The sequence below is a fragment of the Chitinophaga rhizophila genome (genome assembly GCF_019492185.1).
GTDB lineage: Bacteria > Bacteroidota > Bacteroidia > Chitinophagales > Chitinophagaceae > Chitinophaga > Chitinophaga rhizophila.
Genome location: NZ_JAICCF010000002.1, coordinates 347,335 through 371,230, shown reverse-complemented (window position 1 = coordinate 371,230; position 23,896 = coordinate 347,335). Strand labels below are relative to the sequence as shown.

Annotated in this window: 25 protein-coding genes; 15 read left to right on the top strand and 10 right to left on the bottom strand. The window is 41.7% G+C overall.

Going from position 1 to position 23,896, the window contains the following annotated elements; all coding sequences use genetic code 11:
* Nucleotides 1-97: 97 nt before the first annotated feature.
* From K1Y79_RS10440 to K1Y79_RS10420, 5 genes are all read left to right on the top strand, one after another.
* On the top strand, nucleotides 98-751 hold the full coding sequence (locus K1Y79_RS10440) for an isochorismatase family protein (RefSeq protein WP_220249960.1): 654 nt from the start codon (nucleotides 98-100) through the stop codon (nucleotides 749-751).
* Between the two features lie 103 nt (nucleotides 752-854).
* Nucleotides 855-1,754, top strand: a complete 900-nt coding sequence (locus tag K1Y79_RS10435) for a pirin family protein (protein ID WP_220249959.1) — start codon at nucleotides 855-857, stop codon at nucleotides 1,752-1,754.
* A gap of 98 nt (nucleotides 1,755-1,852) precedes the next feature.
* A complete protein-coding gene (locus K1Y79_RS10430; protein WP_220249958.1) occupies nucleotides 1,853-2,422 on the top strand; it encodes a Crp/Fnr family transcriptional regulator in 570 nt (189 codons plus the stop codon).
* A gap of 76 nt (nucleotides 2,423-2,498) precedes the next feature.
* On the top strand, nucleotides 2,499-3,362 hold the full coding sequence (locus K1Y79_RS10425; protein ID WP_220249957.1) for an SDR family oxidoreductase: 864 nt from the start codon (nucleotides 2,499-2,501) through the stop codon (nucleotides 3,360-3,362).
* A gap of 103 nt (nucleotides 3,363-3,465) precedes the next feature.
* A complete protein-coding gene (locus K1Y79_RS10420) occupies nucleotides 3,466-3,969 on the top strand; it encodes a hypothetical protein (RefSeq protein ID WP_220249956.1) in 504 nt (167 codons plus the stop codon).
* 105 nt (nucleotides 3,970-4,074) lie between these two features.
* On the opposite strand, the gene K1Y79_RS10415 is transcribed toward K1Y79_RS10420, so the two are convergent.
* Together K1Y79_RS10415 and K1Y79_RS10410 are read right to left on the bottom strand one after the other, a co-directional pair.
* The gene (locus tag K1Y79_RS10415) at nucleotides 4,075-4,695 is read right to left on the bottom strand and encodes a hypothetical protein (RefSeq protein ID WP_220249955.1); all 621 of its coding nucleotides are present in this window, start codon (nucleotides 4,693-4,695) and stop codon (nucleotides 4,075-4,077) included.
* Nucleotides 4,696-4,715: 20 nt separating this feature from the next.
* On the bottom strand, nucleotides 4,716-5,189 hold the full coding sequence (locus tag K1Y79_RS10410; protein WP_220249954.1) for a hypothetical protein: 474 nt from the start codon (nucleotides 5,187-5,189) through the stop codon (nucleotides 4,716-4,718).
* Nucleotides 5,190-5,456: 267 nt separating this feature from the next.
* On the opposite strand from K1Y79_RS10410, the gene K1Y79_RS10405 reads away from it, so the two are divergent.
* Both K1Y79_RS10405 and K1Y79_RS10400 read left to right on the top strand, forming a co-directional pair.
* Nucleotides 5,457-6,137 carry a DUF421 domain-containing protein gene (locus tag K1Y79_RS10405; RefSeq protein ID WP_220249953.1) on the top strand — a complete coding sequence of 227 codons (681 nt, stop codon included), beginning with the start codon at nucleotides 5,457-5,459 and terminating at the stop codon, nucleotides 6,135-6,137.
* 165 nt (nucleotides 6,138-6,302) lie between these two features.
* A complete protein-coding gene (locus tag K1Y79_RS10400; RefSeq protein WP_220249952.1) occupies nucleotides 6,303-6,743 on the top strand; it encodes a VOC family protein in 441 nt (146 codons plus the stop codon).
* Between the two features lie 183 nt (nucleotides 6,744-6,926).
* Here the strand turns inward: K1Y79_RS10400 and K1Y79_RS10395 are convergent, their stop codons facing one another.
* Nucleotides 6,927-8,843 carry an alpha/beta hydrolase gene (locus K1Y79_RS10395; protein WP_220249951.1) on the bottom strand — a complete coding sequence of 639 codons (1,917 nt, stop codon included), beginning with the start codon at nucleotides 8,841-8,843 and terminating at the stop codon, nucleotides 6,927-6,929.
* 274 nt (nucleotides 8,844-9,117) lie between these two features.
* On the opposite strand from K1Y79_RS10395, the gene K1Y79_RS10390 reads away from it, so the two are divergent.
* Nucleotides 9,118-10,755: an alpha-L-fucosidase gene (locus tag K1Y79_RS10390; RefSeq protein ID WP_236059563.1), complete on the top strand. Its 1,638-nt coding sequence runs from the start codon at nucleotides 9,118-9,120 to the stop codon at nucleotides 10,753-10,755.
* Nucleotides 10,756-10,939: 184 nt separating this feature from the next.
* On the opposite strand, the gene K1Y79_RS10385 is transcribed toward K1Y79_RS10390, so the two are convergent.
* Nucleotides 10,940-12,655 carry an FAD/NAD(P)-binding protein gene (locus tag K1Y79_RS10385; RefSeq protein ID WP_220249949.1) on the bottom strand — a complete coding sequence of 572 codons (1,716 nt, stop codon included), beginning with the start codon at nucleotides 12,653-12,655 and terminating at the stop codon, nucleotides 10,940-10,942.
* A 109-nt stretch (nucleotides 12,656-12,764) separates the two neighbouring features.
* Nucleotides 12,765-13,445: a DUF421 domain-containing protein gene (locus K1Y79_RS10380; RefSeq protein WP_220249948.1), complete on the bottom strand. Its 681-nt coding sequence runs from the start codon at nucleotides 13,443-13,445 to the stop codon at nucleotides 12,765-12,767.
* 237 nt (nucleotides 13,446-13,682) lie between these two features.
* On the opposite strand from K1Y79_RS10380, the gene K1Y79_RS10375 reads away from it, so the two are divergent.
* From K1Y79_RS10375 to K1Y79_RS10360, 4 genes are all read left to right on the top strand, one after another.
* Entirely contained in the window at nucleotides 13,683-13,961 is a 279-nt protein-coding gene (locus K1Y79_RS10375) for a TraB/GumN family protein (RefSeq protein WP_220249947.1), read from the top strand.
* A 578-nt stretch (nucleotides 13,962-14,539) separates the two neighbouring features.
* Nucleotides 14,540-14,932: a response regulator gene (locus tag K1Y79_RS10370; RefSeq protein ID WP_220249946.1), complete on the top strand. Its 393-nt coding sequence runs from the start codon at nucleotides 14,540-14,542 to the stop codon at nucleotides 14,930-14,932.
* Between the two features lie 141 nt (nucleotides 14,933-15,073).
* On the top strand, nucleotides 15,074-15,625 hold the full coding sequence (locus tag K1Y79_RS10365; RefSeq protein ID WP_220249945.1) for a GNAT family N-acetyltransferase: 552 nt from the start codon (nucleotides 15,074-15,076) through the stop codon (nucleotides 15,623-15,625).
* Nucleotides 15,626-15,773: 148 nt separating this feature from the next.
* Nucleotides 15,774-16,328: a pyridoxamine 5'-phosphate oxidase family protein gene (locus tag K1Y79_RS10360; protein WP_220249944.1), complete on the top strand. Its 555-nt coding sequence runs from the start codon at nucleotides 15,774-15,776 to the stop codon at nucleotides 16,326-16,328.
* 139 nt (nucleotides 16,329-16,467) lie between these two features.
* On the opposite strand, the gene K1Y79_RS10355 is transcribed toward K1Y79_RS10360, so the two are convergent.
* Entirely contained in the window at nucleotides 16,468-17,298 is an 831-nt protein-coding gene (locus K1Y79_RS10355; RefSeq protein ID WP_236059562.1) for a winged helix-turn-helix domain-containing protein, read from the bottom strand.
* Between the two features lie 90 nt (nucleotides 17,299-17,388).
* Here K1Y79_RS10355 and K1Y79_RS10350 point away from each other — a divergent pair, with 90 nt between their 5' ends.
* The 3 genes from K1Y79_RS10350 (at nucleotide 17,389) to K1Y79_RS10340 (ending at nucleotide 19,963) form a co-directional block, all read left to right on the top strand.
* Entirely contained in the window at nucleotides 17,389-18,117 is a 729-nt protein-coding gene (locus K1Y79_RS10350) for a hypothetical protein (RefSeq protein WP_236059561.1), read from the top strand.
* Nucleotides 18,118-18,405: 288 nt separating this feature from the next.
* Nucleotides 18,406-18,987 (top strand): Crp/Fnr family transcriptional regulator, encoded by a 582-nt coding sequence (locus K1Y79_RS10345; RefSeq protein ID WP_220249942.1) that lies wholly within the window; start codon nucleotides 18,406-18,408, stop codon nucleotides 18,985-18,987.
* Between the two features lie 94 nt (nucleotides 18,988-19,081).
* A complete protein-coding gene (locus K1Y79_RS10340) occupies nucleotides 19,082-19,963 on the top strand; it encodes an NmrA/HSCARG family protein (protein WP_220249941.1) in 882 nt (293 codons plus the stop codon).
* A 115-nt stretch (nucleotides 19,964-20,078) separates the two neighbouring features.
* On the opposite strand, the gene K1Y79_RS10335 is transcribed toward K1Y79_RS10340, so the two are convergent.
* From K1Y79_RS10335 to K1Y79_RS10320, 4 genes are all read right to left on the bottom strand, one after another.
* A complete protein-coding gene (locus tag K1Y79_RS10335; RefSeq protein ID WP_220249940.1) occupies nucleotides 20,079-20,369 on the bottom strand; it encodes a hypothetical protein in 291 nt (96 codons plus the stop codon).
* 38 nt (nucleotides 20,370-20,407) lie between these two features.
* Nucleotides 20,408-20,839 (bottom strand): MauE/DoxX family redox-associated membrane protein, encoded by a 432-nt coding sequence (locus tag K1Y79_RS10330; RefSeq protein WP_220249939.1) that lies wholly within the window; start codon nucleotides 20,837-20,839, stop codon nucleotides 20,408-20,410.
* Between the two features lie 11 nt (nucleotides 20,840-20,850).
* Nucleotides 20,851-22,194, bottom strand: a complete 1,344-nt coding sequence (locus K1Y79_RS10325; RefSeq protein WP_220249938.1) for a protein kinase domain-containing protein — start codon at nucleotides 22,192-22,194, stop codon at nucleotides 20,851-20,853.
* 245 nt (nucleotides 22,195-22,439) lie between these two features.
* A complete protein-coding gene (locus K1Y79_RS10320) occupies nucleotides 22,440-23,543 on the bottom strand; it encodes an endo-1,4-beta-xylanase (RefSeq protein ID WP_236059560.1) in 1,104 nt (367 codons plus the stop codon).
* Between the last annotated feature and the right edge of the window lie 353 nt (nucleotides 23,544-23,896).

Below are 23,896 nucleotides of genomic sequence, written 5' to 3'. Positions count from 1 at the left end.
GCAACGGAAGCCCGTTCGATTAAACTTTAAATAAGAAAGCTGAGATCGTTTTGTAACCCGACTTTCAGACTATTTAACCATAAAAACTATCAACGACATGTCAAACATTGTGAAAAAAGGCCTTGATGGCTTACTGCGTCCTGAAGACAGTATTGTAGTCCTGATCGATCATCAGCCATTTCAGTTTGCTAACCTCAATAGTCATGAACCAACCATGGTTATTAATGCAGCTGCCGGTCTTGCGAAAGCTGCAAAAATATTCAAAGTGCCAACTGTTCTTACTACGGTTGTTGAAGAACGGGGTGGTTTGATTATCAAACAAATCCAGGATGTTTATCCTGAGCAAAAGCCTATTAACCGTACTTGGGTTAATACCTGGCAAGATCCTGCGGTTACTGATATTGTCGCAAAAACCGGGCGTAAGCAATTGCTCATTGCAGGGCTATGGACAGAAGTATGTGTAGCGATGCCTGCTATTCAGGCTGCAGCTGAAGGGTATGATGTTTTCGTTGTCACAGATGCTTCCGGATCAATATCAAAGGAAGCGCATGATATGGCAGTGCGTCGTATGGAGCTGCATGGTATTACGCCGATTAATTGGGTCGCTGTTGTTTCTGAATGGCAGCGAGACTGGGCGCGTCTGGATACAGCGGCGGCTTTAGCCGGACTTATGGCGGAACATATCGGTGCAACCGGCGTTGCCTATGCCTGGGAGCAGCAATTATTGGCTACGCCTGTTCCAACAAAATAACACAACCATTCGTAAAGCAACATTCGGATGCATTCCGAATGTTGCTTTACGAATAATAGGATTACACAAACATCAATCCGTCACCCAATAGCGTAAAATTAATATGAATAAAAAGAGAAGCAGTTTTTCATCACAGGGAAGACGAGCAGATATAGGAGATCTTGAGATATACCGTATTCTGCCTAACCGATATGCAGAAGCCGTCGGACCATTTGTTTTTTTGGACCATGTTGCTCCGAGAGTCCAGGCAAAAGTCAATACGACAGGTACCGGAGCACATCCACACAGAGGCATCGCTACGTTGACCTACATTCTCAATGGAGAAGATGAGCACTTTGACAGCGCCGGAAATTATGCGATGGTGCATTCAGGCGGTGTTCAATGGATGAATGCTGGTAATGGGATCATCCATGATGAGACACTTAACTATGACTCCCATACCGACTCCAGAATAACACATGCCTTTCAATTCTGGATTAATCTGCCTTCGGCAATCAAAGCTCAGCAGCCAGCCTATTTCGCTATGGAAGGAAATGAAGTCCCCATAAAAGACCTGCCTGACGGAAATGGATGGATTAAAGTGATTACTGGCTCATTTCAGGAACTGAAGTCGCCAATTCCTGTGTATTCAGAGCAATTTCTTTATCATATACATCTTAATGCTGGTGCTGTGTTTACCATCTCATTTTCAGATAATGCCGAAGTTGCAGCCTATCTGCCGGTTCATCCAGCCATATTAAATGATGAATCCTTTGGTCCTGGAGACTTTATTGAATTTGATAGAAATACAGGGATCATTACGATATCAAATAATAACAACTACGAATCTGATATTATCCTCTTTGGCGGTGAACGATATGAAGAGCCGATTGTTGCAGAAGGGCCGTTTGTAATGAACTCCGATGTTGAGATTGCAAAAGCCTATAAGGATTTTTATAGTGGTGCATATGGCAAGATTGACTATGATAAGCAAAGAGCAAAGTCATCAAGCGAAAGTGCCTAAAGCCGTTTTTTTAGAACTGAGATCCTGTTCGTACAAGTATGAGTGAGTTTTTACCATATGGTAATTGACAGGCTTACAATAAATGCTATATTTCGATAATGGAAGCGTTGATTAATCTTTTATTGCAGTTTGGGGATCTGAATAAACAACAGATCGATCTCATTCTAAGTAAAGCTAGTGAACTTAGTCTCAGAAATGAGGAGTATTTCTCTGAGGCGGGAAAGGTACCAAGATATGTCGGATTCGTTCTGGAAGGAGTATTTCGGTTCTGCTATTATAACAACAAGGGTGAAGAGATTACAAATTATTTTATTGATGAGAATAATTTCGTTGTAGATAATCAAAAGTTTGAGTCACAGGTTGAGGCATCTGAATATATACAAGCAGTTACCGATTGTAGCATTCTTGTTTTTACGAAAAAGGATTGGGATGAAATATCCAATACAATTGTAGGCTTCGAGATGATCAAGGCCAATATCGTTAAGAAATGTCTTACAGTGGCGATGGAGCGAAGAAGTCCATTAGTATCTGAAGATGCGACTACACGATATCTCTCGTTCCTTGAAGCATTCCCGATGCTGATTAATCGAATACCACTCTCATACATAGCATCATACCTGGGTATCACACAGCAATCGCTTAGCAGGATCAGGAAAAATATCCGTTAGAAGGGATTTTACCAAATGGTAAATGTTTTTCGGACTGTATAGTCAACATTTGCATTAATCATTTAAATAACACAAGATGAACAAAAAGATAGTATTAATAACAGGAACAAATAGCGGATTCGGCTGGCTAACTGCCCAAAGTGCTGCCGCTGCAGGACACCAGGTGTATGCAACCATGAGAGATACTGCAGGGAAAAATGCAGAGCGAGCGAATGCCTTGTCAGCTGTAAATAACATTACCGTGCTGGATGTCGCCCTGACGAATGACGAAAGTATCAAAGCTGCTGTTGAAACCATTATCGCTAAAGAAGGGACTATTGATGTCCTGGTCAACAATGCAGGGTTCACCATGAATGGTGTAGCTGAAAGCTTTACTACTGCAGATGTGCAAGCTATATTTGACATCAATGTATTTGCCTCTTGGAGGTTGATCAGGGCAGTCTTGCCAACCATGCGTAAACATAAAGATGGTCTTATCATTAATGTGACCAGTGGCTTAGGAAGAGTCGCATTTCCTTTTGCAACTATATACAGTGCCTCCAAATTCGGCCTTGAAGGATTAAGCGAAGGCTTACATTATGAGCTGAAGCGATTGGGGATCGACGTCGCCATTGTGCAGCCAGGCGTATTTCCTACTGAAGCGGGTAATAAGACTCAGCCGGCCTCGGATGCGTCAATATTTGGGAATTACGGCGTAATTGCAGATATTCCTAACAAAATGGTGGGTGCAATTACACAAATACTTCAAACCAACAATCCTGATCCTCAAATTGTCGCCGACGCCATTGTCAAACTAATAAATGCTGAAAAAGGCAAAAGGCCGTTAAGGACGGTTGTTGATCCGACAACTGGCCAATACATTACAGCAATTAATCAATCAATTGAACCGCAGTTCGCAGAAACGCTGAAACTGTTTGGAATGGGGGAATTACTGAGTTAAGTCAAAAGGGCCGCCCGACATCAGGCACTTACGGCATTGTCAGCAAGCATTAAGAAAAGGTTTGAAACCAAAAATTTGCTATTTTTGCTTCAAACCTATATCAATGAGTGCAATAGCACATGTTATTACAGCAGCTTTAGAGATCCTGATTAATAAGGCGACAGTTAAGCATATAGAAAATGATTGGGAAGGACGATATACCCTTCGCATGCAGAAAGCCTATTACATTTTAGGATGGATCTGTGGACTGATTGCTATCACTCCTGTGTTGGTGCTTACTTTTGAGGTGCCTACTGACATTGCCGGATGGATTGCTTTTGGGGGTATCTTTCTAGGAGCCGGGTTCTTCGCAGTTCTTAGCATTTTATACTATCGCAATCACCAAGTAATTTTTGACAAAAAATATATTGAAGTAACTAGTCCGATACGAAACGTCACAACTACCACATGGGATAAGGTTGTCAAAGTCAAGTACAGCTACAATGCCGGACTTATAACGTTAATAGACCGCGATGGTCAAAAGCTAAAAATAAATCACCACCTGATAGGGCTCCATACATTTCTAAGTGTGCTGGAAAATAAAACCGGATTCCGGCCAAAATTGTAGATAGAGCGACAATATGAATGGAAATTTATGCATGGTTATATCTATTGCCAGTTTTTTCCGCCTATTGTACTAGAACGAATCGATCTATCCCTTCTGCCTATCGCCCTACAATGTATAAATGCTAAAGCAGCCATAGTCTGTACGTACACCTAGTTGTCGCGAGTTGATAAATTTTATTTGCGCTGTTTTTACACAATGTTGTATTGGAAAACTGTAAAGAAACGCTTTGTTAATGAAGTCAAATACAAATGCCGTTGTGCGTTGCTGGCACACGAGTAATGATTGATCTTCATTGAAGCAAAAGTTCCTTAGATCTTTCGTATACAATGGTATAGACAGGCCTTCATAAATTGCCTCTTTGCCGGTATCAATATTAAAGAAATGCAAGTGTTTGTATTGCTCGTGCACAATCAGCTCTCGGCCATCGCTAGCCCATGCAAGATGTTCTGCCATTCCAAAGGATAATTCCAATGTCTTGATTACCCTTCCCGAAATTGTGTCAATCAGATCGACCTTATACTCCTGATTGTGTAGGGCGAGTAGTTTCCCATCCGGTGACAGACTACCACAAAAGGGAATCGCGCCATTGATAATCTTTACCTCTAAAGGCATCTCAATTCGCTCATTATGGGGCCATTGGATATAATAGCGTGGATGAGTAGCATACGCTCTGACACCGGCTGTAACAGATATAAAACTGGCGGGTTGTTGCAGATGGTCTGTCAACTGGGTGAAAACTTCTGAATTTAATCATACTGATAAATGTAATGGTCCAGGTCCAGCAGGAGTTGGGAGGCCGTCGCATCATAAGATATTCCCCACGGCAACACTTTTGGTAAAGCCACAACTTTTATAATTGCTCCATTATTATCTATGAGCAATAATTCTTCCTGTGCCCCGATTTGGCTGCCTCCAGAACGATATACATAGATCCCCTGAGGGGTAGCTTCAAAAGAAAGACATCCTGTATATCCTCCACCTATAAAAAGATGAAGGAGTGGCTCCCCCGGATCCGTAGCGTCTACCTGCAGTACCGCGCCTTTCTTCAGTAATTCCCACTCTTTCTTGAAAAACAATTGCCGCGCAGCTGCCGCGTCGGCCGCAGCCTTAGTGGTTGTTTTGATCTTACCCGCTGCGTTAGTCTCCATTGTAAAAACAGTTTCGTCACAGCGAAGCAGGATTTCCTTACCTGCTTGTACGTCTGATAAAGTATGTTGCATGTAAGACATCATTGGTTAATTTAAATACCGGGTTTGAGTCGATAGTTTAAGATGCGACTCTTTCGTCGGCGTAATATAGTAATTATGACCGACTTCCCTTATTTCCAGATAATCAAGCAGCTTTTAAACAGAGCATGTTTGAGTTGCTGTCACGCGCCTGTTGTTGGTCGTAATGGATTTCACTAAGACGACCGCTGACATCTGTTGAATAGCCATGATCTTCGGCATTTGCATGTAAAGTGGCCTGGATATTGTCAGTATTTTTGTATGAACTGGGAAGATGTTTTTATCAAAGACCTTAGCTGGTTGTTTGCGCTCGAAATAGTCGTACGCACTTTCGTAATGTTTACACTTGTATTGCTGGTACTGCGACTTTCCGGCAAAAAGGGTGTACGACAACTTTCCGTATTCGAGGTCGCTATCATCATTGCCCTAGGTTCGGCGGCAGGCGATCCGATGTTTCAGGAAGACATATCGATCGTGCCTGCAGCTATTGTAATGGGCACAATTGTAGTGTTCTATCGTATTATTACCTGGTTAACCGCTAAGAATGAGAGGTTTGAAAGTGCGCTGGAAGGCGATCCTATAACGATTGTACATAACGGAGTCTTTGAGCTTGATAAAGTAAATAAGAATTTACTTGCAAAAGATGAGTTTTTTGCTGAAATGCGCCAGGCGAATATTGAACATTTAGGTCAGGTGCGGGAAGCGCTGCTCGAAACCAGCGGTAATGTTAGTTTCCTGTTTTTTGAAGATGATGAAGTAAAGCCAGGGTTACCTATATGGCCACGTTTGTATAGCCATAAATGTGACCAGGTGAATGTATCGGGGGATTTTGCATGCTGCCATTGCGGATATGTGGAAAAGCTGGATCCTGGTAAACATCAATGCACGCGTTGTAAAGGGGAGGAGTGGGTCGAGGCCATTAAAGTCACACGTAAGAGCTAAAACTGCTGCGGTAAAGATGATACAAAAGGGCTGGGTTAAATTTTGTCGTTTTTTTACAAAGTATTCAGGCGGACCATACCTAACTTTAATTGTATAGAAAGTATTATCATCTAGTACCGATTCGTCAGATCTGTGCTGGAAATCAGAACAAAATTCAAGTTAGTCATGGAGCAAAGAATGAGTGTAATTACTATCGGCGCATCAGATCTGCCGGCAATGAGGGCATTTTATGAAGAGAAACTGGGCTGGAAACCTGTGGCAGTTAACAAAGACATTGTCTTTTATAAAATGAACGGTTTTCTGTTCAGTATTGGTAAGGGTAAGGACCTTGCCAGCGTCATAGGCGTTAGTAATGAGGGTAGTGGCTTTCGTAGTGTGACATTTGGCTACAACGTCCAGACGGAAGATGAAGTCCAAGCCCTATACCGGCAGCTTCAGGAGAAAGGTGTAAAAATGTTGACCACACCTACCAACCCTCCCTTTGGGGGATTATTTTTTTACTTTGAGGATATTGAAGGTAATATATTGGAGGTTGCTTATAATCCTTTTGTTCCCATGGATGAAGAAAACAATGCCATAGGTCATGAATCGATCGCGCATCTTTGATAGTCAGCTCATGCAATGTTTACATCGCGCTAACGATTTGAGATGAGCGTCCTATCTGGATGCATATAACATTAACGCCGGAGATATTATCTCCGGCGTTAATGTTATATGTATCCATGTGGTAACTTCTAATCTGGCAGACATTGAAAGAAAAGGGCATACCACAAGTATTGATATCGCTGATCACTTAAATAACAGCTGAGCGAACTTGTATAGATTATTCCGCCATACTGGCCAGGTATGGCCCCCAGGATATTCGCTATAGTGATATTTGATCTGCATTTCATTAAACCTGGCCATCATATTCTGACAGTTTTTATAAGCTATATCTTCTTTGCCACCCATGGCGATCCAGAATTGTTTCAAATTGCTATTGATCTTGGCGGCCGAATCTTTCATAAATGCGTATTGCTGTTCCGCTATCGGCTGCTTGCCTCCAAGCCATCCAGAACTGAATACCCCCAGGTACGCGAATTGATCAGTGTGGTAAATGCCTGCATATAGCGTCTGTATTCCACCCATAGAAAGACCTGCCAATGCTCTGTGATCTGCGTCCGCTATCGTACGGTAGCTCTTATCAATTAAAGGAACAACGACTTGCATCAGTTCATTTTCAAAAGTCCGCAATGACTGCTCTTTAAAGTTATCTTTTGCAATATTGCCGTCCATCATTACAACAAGCATAGGTTGGGCTTGTTTATCAGCAATCAGATTATCAAGAATCAGGTCGGTTTTACCTTGTGCACTCCATCCTCTTTCATCTTCACCACCACCATGCAACAAATAGAGTACTGGATATTGCTGATCAGTAGCGCTATCATACCCTGGAGGCGTGTATACAAAGCAACGAAGCCAGGAGTTAGTAACCGGTGAAAAATAGCGTTTCATGCGTACGTCGCCGTGAGGAACATCCCTGAGCGCGTAAAAATCCCCATCAGCATAGGGAATTTCAATGCCAGCAGCCATTCGGCCCATTCCATAAAAGGTTTCACTTGCCGGATCAGCAACGGCGACTCCGTCTATCAATAGCGAATAGTAATGAAAACCTTCTCCGATTGAATCTGTTGTTCCCGTCCAATACCCTGCTGTATCTCTGGTGAGGTCGTACTTTTTACCCAGATCAATCTGCAGCTGTTTTGCCTGTGGCGCTTTTACACGAAACACCACACGGCTGTCAGGCAATACCTGAGGGTAACTGGCGTTACGTATATTGGTAGCTGCCGGCGTACCTAATACCGTATAGCGGATAAAAGTAGAAGGATCAACGGGCTTAAAAAGAAATTGAGAAAACGTATAGAGATCGTTTTTCCAGACATTGAAGTCATGCTTTCCGGGCTCTATATAATAAACGTGGGGAACCTTATTCTTAAATAAATAATCATGTGTGCGCCTGGTAAAGCCAATCAGGTTATCGCTGTCACCGCAGGAAATCCAAAGGAGCTTAAGCTGCTTTTTTACGGTTTCCGGATCAGGGACCAATAACTCAGGACTTTTGGTGTTGGGCGCTGAAGAAAAGCCGCCAACCCAGGCAAACCGATCCAGATTCCCCAGGCCAAAGTTAAGAGATTGTCCGCCTCCCATCGATAAGCCCGCAATGGCGCGGTGCTCCCTATCAGTAAAGACTGGAAAATGCTTTTCCACATAAGGAATAAGATCCTTAAGCAAATCCTGTTCAAAAGTAGCAAAAGCCTGAACCTTCTCCGGAGCCATGATGTTACCAGTAGCACGATCATCTTTCATTGCCCTTCCATTTGGCATCACTACAATCATGGATGCTAACTTGCCCTCAGCATACAGATTATCCAGAATCACCTGCGGAGTGCCATTTACAAGCCACTCCTTTTCATCGCCACCAATGCCATGCAATAAATATAACACCGGATATTTAGTTTTCTTGGAATAATCTGGTGGAGTATATATCAATGCGCTGCGTCTGGATCCTACTGTTTTGGATACGTACTGAATAGTATCAATCTTTCCGTGGTTAATACCATTGCGCAAGGTATCAAACCCATGAGGCGCCTGGGTAACAATCGGCTGAGTATTCCCGATCATATGGGCCATACACAAAGCTGCGATGGCAAGCATCTGCCTTTTCATAGTTATTATAAATTTAGTTTAACATTTGAGTGCTTGGTCAATACGAAGTGTAAACAATGGCGGGTGTCAGTCTTTCACTTAACAATAGTAGGGTATTTCCCACATAATTCCTTATTATTTAAACAGCAGGATTGACAGTAGTATATTAATCTGGCTTATGGCAACTTTACGCTACTTTTATTCGGATATCTTTCTTAATTTATACACTGTTAACTGTATTTATAACACTTAATTATTATGGGTGAATAGAAGGACGCTCTTAAAACAATTGGGAATGGCCTTACCTGCTACTGTGCTGGCAAACAAATTTGCAGGTGCAGCTGATATCAATTTATTGACAGGTGAGGAAATGATGACTGGACCATTTAAACCTGACTGGGGATCTTTAGCTCAATATCGAATACCGGAATGGTATCGTGATGCCAAGTTTGGTATATGGGCACACTGGGGGCCCCAGTGCCAGCCTGAACATGGTGACTGGTACGCCCGTGAGATGTATATGGAAGGGAATCACCATTATAATTACCACCTGAAAAAGTATGGTCATCCTTCCGAATTTGGATTCAAGGATGTGATAAATGAGTGGAAAGGTGAGCAATGGAATCCGGAAGAGTTATTATCGTTGTATCAAAAGGCCGGTGCCAAGTATTTTGTGGCATTGGCAAATCATCACGATAACCTGGATTTATTTGACAGCAAGTATCAACCAGCGTGGAATAGTGTTAAGATGGGACCCAAAAAGGACTTAATAGCAGGATGGGCAAAAGCTGCCAGAAACCAGGGTTTGCATTTCGGTGTTAGTGTACATGCTGCGCATACCTGGAGCTGGATGGAGACCGCACAACGATCTGATACAAAAGGACCCTATGCTAACATCCCTTATGATGGCAAGCTGAGGAAGTCTGACGGTAAGAATAAGTGGTGGGACGGCCTTGATCCCCAGGCGCTGTATGCGCAGGACCATCCTCTCAGCGAAAATAGCCTTGATAATGGCATGATACACCGTCAATGGAACTGGGGAAACGGCGTCTGCCCTCCGACAAAGGCCTATTGCGAACAATTCTATAACAGAACCATTGATCTTATCAACCGGTATGACCCTGATCTGGTTTATTTTGATGATACGGCTCTGCCACTGTGGCCTGTCAGCGACGCGGGCCTGAGAATCGCGGCCCACTATTATAATCGTAGCCTGAAAAACAGGAACAAGCTGGATGTAGTAATCAATGGTAAGATATTAAACGAAGAGCAGCGTAAATGTATGGTCTGGGACATTGAACGAGGACAAAGTAATAGTATCGAACCCTTGCCATGGCAGACGGATACTTGTATCGGAGGGTGGCATTATGACCGGAGTATCTACGAAAAGCACGGTTATAAAAGCGCCCAGACCATCATTCAGACTCTTGTTGATATTGTCAGCAAGAATGGCAACTTACTGCTTAGTATACCAGTACGTGGTAACGGTACCATTGATGAGGATGAACGAAGAATCGTGGAAGAGATAGGGCAGTGGATGCAGATAAACGGTGAAAGTATATACGGTACGAGACCATGGATAGTATTTGGCGAAGGCCCCTCCCTGGATAATGCTGTTCCTTTGAGTGCACAGGGCTTTAATGAGGGGAAAGGTCGTCCTTTTGAAGCCACAGATATAAGGTTCACTACAAAGGGACATATCTTATATGCTACATTTATGAAATGGCCTGAAAACGGTAAGGTAAATATCAGAAGTCTGGCAGAGAGTAATAACATCGATGCGCGTCAGATCCGGCATATCGAACTGTTAGGGCGGCCAGGCGAGCTGTCATTTAAGCGTTCTGCCAAAGACCTAGCAATTGTTCTCCCCGATAAAAATTCGTTACCGTCTTATGCTGGCGCGTTGAAAATAACTATGGATCGATCATTATAGTAACAATTATCAAACAATGCGGCCCCCCATTGCTATGAGGGGCCGTTCAAGTGCAACAAATGATTCAATCATCAATTCAGACCAAGAAATTTATTTTCGTACAAATATTGCTGGAATTGATAGTTATTATTGCATTTTCCCTGCTGGCGACCAGTATGAATGTTGCCGCTGAGCACCAAATTGGTTATTGAGGAATGGACAGTGTTTTCATGATTTTTGCTGAAGCAGCTTCGCAGAAGTCGAGGCCCGAATAGTCTGGATTGAATCCGCCGATAAAGGGAACTGCCATCACATAAATCCGGTCATTGGCCACATTAAACGCATCCAAAGCTTGAAAATAGTCATTAATAGCTACTCCCGGTACTGTTAGATAATAGCAATTATCCAATCCGCGATGTATATTCTTTTCATTATTCAGGTGCATTTTCTTTCCCAACTCCTGATCCCTGAATCTAATGAGTGCTTTGCTAAATGTTTGGTTGGCCAGCAGGCTTTGATAAGGAATCTCTTCGTACGCTAAATGTGGCTGACCGATACAATCTACAAATAGCTCGAAGTACTTTTCCTGATTAATCCCATCTTTATCCACATAAGAATATACCGCTCCCTTATCTTCGCCAGGATTTACTTCACTGTTGTCGCCAACTGCAATCACCTCAAGCCGTCCCGCATCATAGAGTGCCATAAGTGTTTCCGCAGAACTCTGGGGTACAAATGCGATGACAATGGAGATAAGCGGCATCAGCACTTTTTGCATTCTTATGGTGTCTTCCGCAGAAAAGTATTTTGCCGGGTAGTTTATTGTGAAGCTCAATACTGCCAGTAGTTCTTTCCAGTAAATTGACGTTCTTCTTTGTATCGACTTCTCCGCTTCCCTGTACTCCGCTTTTAACAATATAAAAGGATCTAGCTTCTCCCGTATTTCCATCACGTATTCTACAAAGCCTTCCATATTAAGATCTCTGATCTTTTCGTAATATATGGGATCTTGTTTGCGAATGAGCTCTTTAAAATTATGCTCGAATACATAGTCGAGCGAGAGAAAACCATTGTTCAGCGCTTTGTTTTCCTCAATTTGTTCCGCTGATAAGATAGTTCCTTTACCCAAGTGGGAATCTTCAAGATGAAACCGAACTGCAGGAAGTAGACCATTTCGCGACATCATTGAAATTTTGAATTGCTCGCTGGATTTATTAGCTGTATATACCAGCTTTCCGTCAGTTCCTCTTTCAAATACGCCATTGTGTTTAGATAATGTCCGAATAGCATCTATAGCTGTAAGAGACGATCCTCTGACGGCCACTGTATAGTTACATTCTATGGCTAATTTGTCGGGAGGGTAGGGGGAGTCAAACCAACCTTCTACTTTTCCCTCAAACTTTTTAGGCCATAAATGACCAGTACAAATTACAACCCTATCATGAATATATTTTTTGCCGTTAGTTAACACTACTTCCACCTTTTTTCCCTCAGGCAAATCAACAACGTCGTCAATTGAACTATTATAATAAATGGTGGTATTAAGACCCTTCAGCTTAGCCTTTTGACGCAGTAGTTCAAATTGATCTTTCAAATATTCTCCAAATAGAAGTCGGGGAAGCACCTTGTAATCATTAAACCGTTCAGGATCGATGTTATACCGATTAAGTATTGAAGAGGGAACAGTATCAATCCATTCTGAAATGGATGTAACCAAGTCAGGAATTTCATTTGCGGAAACATTTGTAATATGTTCATCCTCTGCGCCACTTGCACTATAGGGCATTCCGCAGCCCAAGCAAGGGCTTTTCTCATAAATTGTCACGTCGAAATGGTGTAGTTCTGCGTCCACCAATCGCTTGTACATAAATAGCGCACTTGGGCCGCCCCCAAGAATCCCCAAGGAGACTTTTGATTTCATCTTCACTGTTTAATGGTAACTTTATTAAAAATGATGTTTGTAGATTCTTTCCCCAATTTGACTAACGCAATATTGGTGCCGGTGCATTGTGGCATCATGTGCACTTTTGTTATCTAATTCTCTTACTGTCTTCACTTTTCACCCATTCATCCTCATTGCATCTATCGCAATCTCCTGGCGCTTTGAGTTGCTGTACATGGGCACACGAAGTACAGGCGTATAGGCCTGGTTCTGTTATTTCTCTGGACTTCTTCGAATAGGGTTTGGGCAATACCGGTAAACCAGGCTTGACGTCATCGTCTTCATAGAAGAAAAAGCTGATTTGTCCATTTGTCTCAAGAATCGCCGTTTTTACCTGACCGGTATGTTCAATACCCTGTACTCGCATTTCTGCAAAAAATTCATCTTTCGCGAAGGTATGTTCACCTTTATGCAAGGTGAACATACCATCTTCAATAATATATATTGCATTCCCCTCCAATACAGATTCAAATTTTTCACTTTTAGAGGCGATGTAGGTGATGATCCTATAGAAAAGCAGTATGAAGCCGAAGACCAGTAATGAAGGTAGAATGGCTGATTCCTTATCGAACATGGGGTCACCGGCGGCTGAGCCTAACGCAATAATAATTGCTACTTCAAAGATACTGAGTTGCCGGACGCCCTTTTTGCCGGAGAGACGCAGCAGCAATAATACAAATGCAAACATTAGGATAGTTCGCATGCCTATTTCAAATGCGAAAGAGATATCCAGATCTTTAATAAAGATCTCGTCCAGGTCGAATGCCATATCAATTGTATGACCAGTCCTTTTCCCGCAATACCTGCGGCGGCTAGTACCTATCCATAACCAAACTGGTGCCAGTTTTCTGGCGGCTAAGGCAATAATGCGGATAACCTAGCAACCTGTTCATCTTGAAGGCTATTTAGTTACATGGCGTTGCCCTGCTGTTGCTCTCAAAAAAAATTTTCTCTAACCTTGCAATGTTTCCTCCTCTCCGTATACTAATGAATAAACCCTTACTAAATGAGCACATTTCAGTTAATCAGGACACTATTATTCACCCTGGCATTAAGCATTACCTTATTAAAACATACATCTGCCCAAAAGCAGCGACAGACCGGATTGTTATGGGAAATATCTGGTAAGGAAATGACCAGTCCTGCCTATTTATTTGGTACTATTTATCTCTATAATACCAGCGTTTACGAGCTACCGCAAGCTCCTTTCGAGATTTTAGATAAGACTCGCAAGGTTTACTTCGAGCGGGATTTTGGGGTAGGAGTACATTATTGCAATATCTAGTAAGTACGGAAGCATTTTTGCAAACGGCTGGGAGAAATAGAAGTACTGATAGCAGAATTTACCTGATTACGTGAACATGTTGGTAAAAGCGAAACTTTTGCCGCCATATTATTCTCGCATCTTCTATGATTGACGGATCTTTTAACATAGGGCCTTATCTGGGTTACGAAGCACGAATGATTTCAAGCTGACCATTTTTTATCAAGGGAGTGATAACAGGCGGTCCTACTTCAATAACGTACAACAGCTCTAATAATACTGGAATAGTTAATAAAGAAAAATCTGAGACCGGTTTTGGGTTTCAATATTGAGGAGGGATAATTTTTGACTTATATAAAGTGCAGTTAGGGGTTATATTTGCTTGTGACCACGGAGTAGGTGAATTGTCGAAAACGTTTATCTACCAGAATAATTTATAGATGGCTTTTTCGTTGAGCTTTAATTTTTTAGCCCCTCATCCTAAGGATGGAGACGCAAAGAGTAAGTGATATCAATTATATTATACCGCAACAATCATAGGTGGTTGAAGTTATTGGCATGTTTTTTTTAGCTCTCTAGTCCTAAACCTGAATAAAAACATGAAAAATAAAGCCCGTAAAGTGCTGATTATTGAGGATGAAGGTGATCTGTGCCTGCTTTTGAACATATTACTGGAAGGTAAAGGAACGGAAGTTGAACATGTACAAAGTATTGCTGAAGCTGAGGAATTTCTTCTACACGAAAAGCCATCTTTGATAATATTAGATAACCGCTTGCCCGACGGTTTCGGAATTGACTTTTTGAGTTTTGTGAAAGAAGAACATCCATCCACAAAGGTTATCATGATCTCTGGTGTTGATGTAGCAGCTGAAGATGTAGCGCTGGAAAATGGTGCTGATGCGTTTCTTAAGAAACCATTTACCAAAGCACAACTGCACGAGAAGGTTACTAGGCTTTTGAATACGGAAGATACCATTGCATCACCGTTTTAAAGCGGCTTGTTCCTGCTACTGTACCGGTAATGTAACCTGAGAAATATGTGTGATAACTGCTTACGTGGGTCTTCGTAATAGCGCATTCCCTGACTAAGCAAAGAAAGATGGCTTTTGATTCGATCAATTATACACCGTCGAATGTCACAAAGAGTTTTTACGCCCTTCCCGACGTTAAGAACGCAGCGGCTTACTCTTAGGCAACTAAAGCTTAACGATGAGAAACAAGTTTTCAGCTTGCGTTCTGATAGTGCAATAAATAAATATCTTGACAGACAAATAGCGGAAACTATTGATGATGCGACTCATTTCATAAATAAAGTTAATGAGAATGTGACTAGAAACAATGCTTTGTATTGGGCGATAGTTTTTAGTGGAGACGACGTATTGATTGGAACAATTTGTCTGTTTAACTTTTCACAGGAAAAAGATAGATGTGAAATCGGTTATGAACTAGTGACGGCATATCAAGGAAAGGGCATAATGGCAGAAGCTATGGAAGAGGTTGTTAATTATGCATTTAACACCCTTAAACTCCATACAATTGAGGCGTTGTCTCATCGAGATAATCTGCCCTCTAAAAATCTGTTGGCAAAATTTCAGTTTAGAGATGTCAACCAACCCGACAAATTCGATACTGCGCTAGTATGCTATCACTTAACAAAACCTGATACTATCCAAAGTTTACATTGAGCATCAAGGATGAATAAGACAATGGGAAATCTATTTCCCGTTAGCAAATTTCGTCCTTGTTAAGTGAGATTTACATCCCACTGTCTTCAATTCGTGACAACGCTGTTTAACACAGAAATAGAGTTATCTTTACCATAAATGAAAATAAATGGCAAAGTTTTTCAACACTATCGAAGATCAACATGCAGCGTTCATACGTAAGCAAAAGATGTTCTTTGTAGCGACTGCGCCGGCAAGTGAACAAGGGCATGTGAATCTGTCTCCAAAAGGGCTTGACAGTTTTCAGGTGTTGTCACCCAACAAGGTCGCTTACGTTGATATTGTTGGTAGTGGTAATGAGACTTCTGCGCATATTCTGGAAAATGGACGTATAACTTTTATGTTTTGTGCCTTTGAAGGTGCACCGAACATTCTACGGCTATATGGTAAAGGATACGCAGTACTCCCTGATCAGAAAGACTGGAATGAATTATCTTCTTTTTTTACTTTGCCATTAGCCGTTCGCCAAATCATAGTTGCTGATATTTACGAGGTCTCAACTTCCTGCGGTTTCGGTGTCCCAATATACGACTATGTAGGAGAACGCGATCATGCCCAAAAATGGGCGGAGCGTAAAGGTCCTAAAGGGTTAGAAATATACAAACAGCAAAAAAACCTACGTAGCCTCGATGGTTTGCCTACTGCATTGGCTGCCAAAAAATGAATTACATCATAACTTACTTCAAAAATCATCTATGAACCGGCTTAATTATTCGACATCTGTTTGTCTTTAATATCAGCATGGGATTAACATGTAATAGCTGCGATTGATCTGATATGATGCAGTATTTAGGCAACTGGCGTTAATCTGGCTGCGTTTCTTCTTCGCCTGTGATAATGACAGCTGAAAATTCAAGTCTATAGCCTTTGCCGCGTATAACAACAATTCTGATGTTCGGATCTGATTCCAGTTTTTTCCTAAGTTTGGAAATGAACATATCCAGACTGCGACCGACTATTACACCTTCATCTTCCCATATTTCTTTCTGTAGCCGGCTACGCGCTATAATCTCGTTGGGTGATAATGCAAAGATGCGTAGTATCCGGGTTTCGGTCTTGGTCAGGTCTATGGTATTTCCGTTTATCAAGAGCTGACTAGCCTTCGCGTCGAATGACAGCGAGCCCAAATCAAATACTTCGGTAGGCTGATTTTGAGATAGAGCCTTACGCGGCTTAGCCGATTTTAAATAAATAAAGCCAACGAAGGCCAAAACTGTCAAACTGCCCAGAAAATATCCATTTTTTGCTGTAATTATTCCTGTAGGTCTGAATTTAATGTTAATCATGTAACATGCCTTTGGTAACCTTCTTCCTATGCATGTTATAATATCATCTTTTTTATTTTTTGACATAGCGTACCCATATGCTATACTTAAGTCTGAACAGTTTAGTACGCTAACTACATAATCGTCTGCGAGCGGATCTTTAGCTAACGAATGTTGAGTAGCATTCACCAGGGATTCCGGTTGAAACGTGAACGGATTTTCAAAACTGATTTGGTATTCATTCTCGTCGATCTTTTTTACTGGAAGCACCCGTGAGGTACTATCGCTGGAATAGCGCAGTAATTCATGTCCGATTTGGCGAAGTCGAACCTCCCTTCTGAAAGAATTGAACTTATCATTGGTGATCATACTAAACGCCAGGCAAATTATCGAGATAAATAATAGTATTATTAATCCGCCCACTTGCTTGCGTTTTATAGGTAGGAAACTTCTTATAACATGCATAATGTCAAGGTATTATTTACAAAATTTACACTATTATTTACAATCCTGGTCTCTTGGCCTGAGATAAATGAAGGTATTTTTGTTGCACTAAATTTAAGCGATATGAAGAATAAAAGAAATGCCTTAAACGGATCTAATCCATCGCGAGATAGGTCTGCGTTAACTAAACCTGTAAAAAACATAAAGAAAATTGTTTATGCGATGATCTTGCCGCTAATGGTGATAAGCGGATTAGTATTTGCTAAACGCGATATCAAAAACGACACTTCTGCTCGAGTAGCTCAAAAGCCGCTATCTGCAGCTGCTAGGAAAGCTGAACTAAAAAAGTGGGAGGCTACTCCGGAGGGCATAAAGTTCAAAAAATGGGAAGCGTCTCCCGAAGGTAAAAAAGTGCTTGCCGGTGCTGCGAAAATAAGGAAACAGGTGAGTGCCTCTAGCAATATGGAGGCTGTTGTAACCGCTATTTCTCTTCCGCCTGGCTCACGATTAGGTTTCGGAGTGATGGCCAGGATTAATGGAGAAGATTATATTCTTAGTTTTGGACCTGAAAAGCCTGACGAATTTCGGCAGTTGCATAACCTGAAAGTAAACGACAAGATAATTATAAGAAGCCATTTTGTATCATACGCACCTAAGTATTCATATCCAATAATATCGGGGGACTATGTAGAACGAGATGGTAAAATCATTTATAAACGTACCCCTGGCACAGGTGGCTGCTGAGTAAATTCTAATGAGATACCTGGGTGCTACTATGTTGCTAATTGGCGATATTAAGGGCTTACGATATTGCCCCATTCGTAGCTTAATTATGCTACAAGTGGGGCAATATACTTTTACATATAAGATATTTCCGAATATACCTTATCTTTCCCCTATGTCCCTATTGGCATGTACACATCAAAGCGGACAGAAAATGCAATTGAGTTCATCGTGAATATCACCGAACGCCGCTTACTAATCAATCCTGAAAAACATCATTTTATACTCAATTTCAGCCGAAATTAAAGAATGAAGCGAAAACAATTAATAAACTATTTTGAAAATATCCTTCCTTTAAATGAAGAGGAAAAAGCTATTGTGGAACGAGCTTTCACTGAGCGAAGAGTTAAACGAAGGCAATTTATCCTTCAGGAAGGCGATATATGCAAACACCACACGTTCGTAGTTGAAGGCTGTTTCAGAATGTACATGGTGGATGACAAAGGTAAAGAACATAACCTGCAATTTGCTATTGAGAATTGGTGGATTGCGGATATTGGAAGCTTCTATTCAGAGGAGCCAAGTCGGCTGTATATAGAAGCTATGGAAAATTCAATTATTCTTGAACTAAAAAAAGAGGATCAGATCAAGCTCTTCGATAATAATTCAACGTTCAACAGAATCTTTAGGGTTCTAACAGAAAAAGCTTTAGTAAATGCTCAACGTAGAATCCTGCAAAATATTAGCTCCACGGCAGAGGAGCGTTATCTCGACTTTTTAAAAATGTATCCCCACTTTTTTAATCGAATATCTAACGTTCAAATTGCGTCTTACCTAGGCATAACGCCAGAGTTCCTTAGCACCATCAGGAATAAGATTGCCAAATCTTAAACTACATTAAGGTTATTTCTTAAACTATCATATAAGTAAATGCCGTACATCACCACCATCTTTGTGTTGTCGTTAAACTTTAAAGACGTTCAAGATGGAAAAGAAAATAATTGCGGTCGTTGGTGCGACTGGGCTACAAGGAAGAGGAGTAGTAAATGCTTTAAAAAAGGAGGGCTCTTTTAGAGTTAGAAGCATTACCCGAAACCCGGATAAATATCAAGGGAAGGCTGATGAAGTGGTACAAGGTGATTTAATGGATATCGAATCATTAACTAATGCCTTCAGAGATGCTTACGGTGTATTCGTAGTGACAAATTTTTGGGAAGGCGCAGATGAATTAGCACAAGGGTATATAGCTGTTGAAGCTGCAAGAAAAGCCAATGTGAATCACTTTGTTTGGTCTACTTTACCAAACGTCGAAAAAATTAGCAGCGGTCGATTTAATGTTCCTCAATTTACAGGAAAAGCAAAAGTCGATGAGATTGTAAAAAATGCCGGATTTGCAAATTATACGTTCGTTCAGCCACCTTGCTACTTTCAAAATTTCCTGGGACAGATGGCACCACCACAACAACAAGATGGCACTATTGGCTGGAGTCTGCCGATTGACCCAACTAAGAAAGTAATCCATATGGCAGACATCAGCGACTTGGGTAAAGTAGTTGCAGGAGTGTTTTTAAACCCTGAAAAGGTGGGCAAAGGAAGCTATTTATCTCTGTCTGCAGAACTGAATAGTTTTAATGATATTTTGGAGGCTTTCAAGGCTAACGGAAAAGAATACAGTTTTAATCAGGTACTACCAGAAGTGTTTTCCAGTTTCTTTGAAGGTGCAGGAGCAGTTGCCGAGTTGTTAGGTTATTACGAAGCTTATACATATATGGGTCCAAATTCAGAAGCTCAAATTCAAATGGCTAAAGAAATTTCAATAGCGCCATTTATCTCGCTGAATGAATGGATTAAACTAAACTTGTTATAAAATGAAAAGATCAATATCGTACTGTTAGAAGGGTAGAAGATCAGCTCTATAAATCAGCATAGCGTAGAAACCTTATTGTATGAAAGGTATCCTTCACACAATAAGGTTTCACAGTTTATTGGCAAGTATCGGTCTGATTAGTGCCAACTGGTGTAACAAGTGCCGGATCTATTTCGTCCACACGCGCCCAAGAAAACTCGATCGGAATAATATAAAAACAGGCTGAGTTGCCCCCTGAGACGCAGCAGGTAGGATCATTGGGAGCACCACCATGTATACGGATGAACCATTCTCCGCTTCGATCCCTGGCATAATAAAATTCCTCTCTTCTTTCTTTAGCGGTGACAGCAGCTATACCCAGTAGCGAAGTGATCACCAGTACTACATTAGACAGTTTGATTTTCATAAACTTGATTTTTACAATGGATTAATATTATAATGCCATTACACTATTCGCGTGCGCATATTGCGCCAGATGAAAGCCGTGCTTACCATTCCTGGTATAAGTATGATCAGGTTAAGTGCTAATTGTTGCTCCCAGGTAATTGTTCTGAAAACGCCGGCACAGGCACAGGGCACTTTGCTGAACACCGTTGACAGGACCAATAAAATATAAATAGTAAAGCCCAGCATCAGAAACGTGCCGGCCACAATACCAGTGCTGTTCAGTGAAGGTATCAGCAACAGTATTACTATAAGCAGTTCTGCCAGCGGTATTCCCCATTTCAATGCAGGGATCATTGCACTGTGAAATACCTGTGCTTTAAGGCCATACTCAAAGGTGCTTATGTTAGACAGCTTGTCCAATGCCGTATAGGTAAATAGTAGCACCAGCATCAGGGACGTAACAAATGGGATAACTTTTTTCCAGTTCATAGGATTGATTTTTATGAGTAAAAGGTGATCAAGTCCTTCATTTGGGTTATAGCCATGTTCATTGTGGCTCTTTTTAAATGGTTGTTATCGGTCATTTTTATGATCAGATCTGACAGTCGGGACTCCACAGCATACTCCTGCAGTTTTCCTCTGACGGTATACATCTCGCCAAAAAAGATACGGTCAGGTAATTCTCCCGTCAGAAAGTAGGCAAGCAGGGCACCGAGCGAATACACATCGTCGCCGAAATGGGGTTTCATATAGTTCATTTGTTCCGGCGACATATACCCAATCGTACCTAATGTGAAAGGAGGATCTGGAAGTCCGTCGTGCAGGCAGCAGGCCATTTCAAAATCAATAATGTATGTTGTGCGCCGGCCGTCAATGATGAAATTCCTTTCATTAATATCACGATGCACGTAACCGGCATCATGCATGTCCTTTACAAGTACTAGTATCGATAGATATACCTCTAGTATGATCTTCTTTGTAACAGTCCTAAGGCCCTTCCAGGTTTTCCCTTGCCTGATCTGTTCCAGCCAATGGCCTGCATGTATCCCGTCTATGTATTCAAGGACAAGAAAGGAAAATGCCTCATATTCAGCGAGATCTATAAATTTGGGGGTTCTTATATGTGGTTCTAGTGCTTTGATCACCTTCTTCTGCCAGCGTAACTTATCTCTTATGTCCCTGCCAAAATGATCATCAGCTGTATGGCTGTTACCCTGTTTGATCAGGCACCATTTAAAGGGGCGTTTAAAGTTAAACCCTTTATAAATAGTGCCTTTGGGGCTATAGCTCAACTCTTCCACCGGCAGATAAAAAAGACCGACTAACTTCCTGGAGGCGGGCTTCCGGTATTTTTTCTCCACTGTAAATGGAAAGGTACCCTTTGTCAGTTCCGGTTTACTGTTACTGATCTCTTGTGCATAAATAATATTTGAGATCCGTATACAGTCCTGAATGACACATCCGGTATATGTCCTTGTGAGGGGTAACAATCTATTTATCAAATGCTGGCCCTTGTCTTCTGTCAGAGCATGAAACTGGATTCCTTTTCCGATCAGATGCGGTCCATACAAGCCTGCATTCATCCTGTAGGCCTCATGCTCGTTCCTGATGATCCTGAAAGGAGTATCACCGTCCTTTAGTATTGGAAGTAGGTCATGGAGCAGGGCTTGCAGACTTGCTGTTCTCACCGACAAACAAATCAGCCAGCCATGTATAGGCTTGAAATTACCGGACCTCAGCCAGATATGATCGTCTATGAATTTCACTCCGGCTGCTGTCAGCAGTTTATCATTTACCTTTAATGACAGCTCAAATGCCTTTTCCAGTCCGGGATATTGCAGCATTTCTTTGGGGATTTCAGTTTCAATGGGGTTATTACTAGTACCTGCAGGTGAACTTATCTCTAAGTTACAATTATCTACTGCAATTTACCTGCACTTGATGCCATCCTTTTCATTACACAGTCATTTATCCTATGAATATATACGCCACTGTTAAACCTCAATGAATGAAGGAGTGCACATCGCACTCCTTCATTCATTGAGCTATTCTTTCTCCCAGTTGTCACATGGTTACGTAGCGCATGCATTTAAAAATCGACAACGGCCTGAAAAGATTTTTTAGGCTGAAAATTCCTGTCAAACAACAAAGGATAATCCTTTCTGCCCCTTACAGGGAAATCGTCCAGCCAGCTATGCCTGTCTGATATATTCCAAAAGGTCACACCGGTCAGTAATGCTTTATACTTACGGAATATTTCAAAGCATACCTGATATTGAGCTGCCTGGGCAATATCCTTCTCCTTCGTAAAACTGGTATCATAGTCATTCGCACGCCTTGCCCGGGCTTCATGCTCTTTCGGATAAACGGAAATGTCAAGTTCTGTAATTTGCAACGGAATCTTTAAAGTAGCAAAATCGGCGAAGGTATTCTCCAACTGTTCGCGGGAAGGTTCGTTAATAGCCCAGTGCCCCTGTAATCCAACGCCCTGAACTGGTACACCCTTGTTCCGCAACTCCCTTATCATCCGGATGATCTTCGTCCGCTTAATGGGGTCTATCTCGTTATAATCGTTATAAAAAAGTACAGCCTGCGGGTCTGCGGCATGTGCCCATTCAAATGCTTTTTCAATGAACTCAGGACCACAGATCCGTAGCCATGCTGAGTTGCGATAAAATTCGTCATGGCTATCACTGATTGCTTCATTGACCACATCCCACGCGTATATCTTTCCCTTGTACCTTGTTACGACCGTTGTGATATGCTCCTTTAGACGCTGTAATAAGGTTGCTTTGGATACTGTATCCCCCTTATTATCTGTGAACATCCATCCGGCCACCTGACTATGCCAGCAAAGCGTATGACCTCTTATCTTCATCCCATTCCTGACCGCGAAATCAACAATTGCATCTGCTCTTTTAAAGTCATATTCGTGCTCCCGTGGATGAATAACACCCATCTTCATATCATTTTCCGGGGTGACGCTGTTGAATTGTGAAAGAATAAACTGCCCTTCATTTCCCTGTAACGCGCGCGAGGACACCGCTACGCCAATGGGAAACATGGTCCCATAGTAGTCTTTTAAGCCTTTTCCGGGTGTATGCTGGGCTAAAGAGGCGCCTGCAAAAAAAACGCCTGAGACACATATCAGCAGGTGTTTTGTTATCTTCTGAAAACCTGATTGTCTAAGCATGACTAAAAGTGAGCTATAATTTCCTAACTATCAAATTTTTCCGCGGCTATTTTATCCATTTCCAGGCTGTCTGTTAAAACAACGCCCCACCTTTTCTTTGCGCAGAACCACTGTGTAGCACCCTTGTATTAATGCCACCAATGAAAGACACTTCCCTTATGGGACATATTACATCACGTGTACTATTACTGTTGCTGGCAACAAAAGAGTGTCCGGCAGCGGGATCATTGCAAAGGAGAAAAGCGCATTTGGATTCTTTCAATTCCTGAAAACTACCGGCTCTGATACCAATATAACAATAGCAGGATTGGTATCGGGAGGAGAGACGGATCGCAGCACTTCATTACCAGACA